5 tRNA genes are annotated in these 567 nt (G+C 52.2%); all 5 read right to left on the minus strand.

What is annotated here, in order from left to right:
- Positions 1–65: 65 nt before the first annotated feature.
- The 5 genes from AC1DIT_RS28380 to AC1DIT_RS28400 all read right to left on the minus strand — a co-directional run bounded on the left by AC1DIT_RS28380 (position 66) and on the right by AC1DIT_RS28400 (position 498).
- A tRNA-Leu gene (locus tag AC1DIT_RS28380) sits at positions 66–146 on the minus strand.
- A gap of 16 nt (positions 147–162) precedes the next feature.
- Positions 163–238: transfer RNA gene (locus AC1DIT_RS28385), tRNA-Lys, on the minus strand.
- 4 nt (positions 239–242) lie between these two features.
- Positions 243–317 (minus strand) — tRNA-Gln (locus AC1DIT_RS28390).
- A 12-nt stretch (positions 318–329) separates the two neighbouring features.
- Positions 330–413, minus strand: a tRNA-Tyr gene (locus tag AC1DIT_RS28395).
- A gap of 9 nt (positions 414–422) precedes the next feature.
- A tRNA-Val gene (locus AC1DIT_RS28400) sits at positions 423–498 on the minus strand.
- Positions 499–567 lie beyond the last annotated feature (69 nt).

Here is a 567-nt window from a genome sequence, read left to right on the forward strand (position 1 = left end):
TGGCAAGGTTGTATTCTACCACTGAACTACTTCCGCAAGACATGTATGAGATATTTTATTAAAAGTGCGGGTGAAGGGAGTCGAACCCCCACGCCAAAGGCGCCAGATCCTAAGTCTGGTGCGTCTGCCAATTCCGCCACACCCGCATATTTTTTAAAAAAATGGTGAGCCATGAAGGACTCGAACCTTCGACCCTCTGATTAAAAGTCAGATGCTCTACCAACTGAGCTAATGGCTCTTAATGGCTGGGCTAGCTGGATTCGAACCAGCGCATGACGGAGTCAAAGTCCGTTGCCTTACCGCTTGGCTATAGCCCATTAATTAAGAAATGGTGGAGGGGGGCAGATTCGAACTGCCGAACCCGAAGGAGCGGATTTACAGTCCGCCGCGTTTAGCCACTTCGCTACCCCTCCGACATTATATGGTGGAGGATGACGGGATCGAACCGCCGACCCCCTGCTTGTAAGGCAGGTGCTCTCCCAGCTGAGCTAATCCTCCATTTGCCTGGCAACGTCCTACTCTCACAGGGGCAAGGCCCCAACTACCATCGGCGCTAGAGAGCTTAAC

The organism is Bacillus sp. 05T22, from assembly GCF_056396765.1.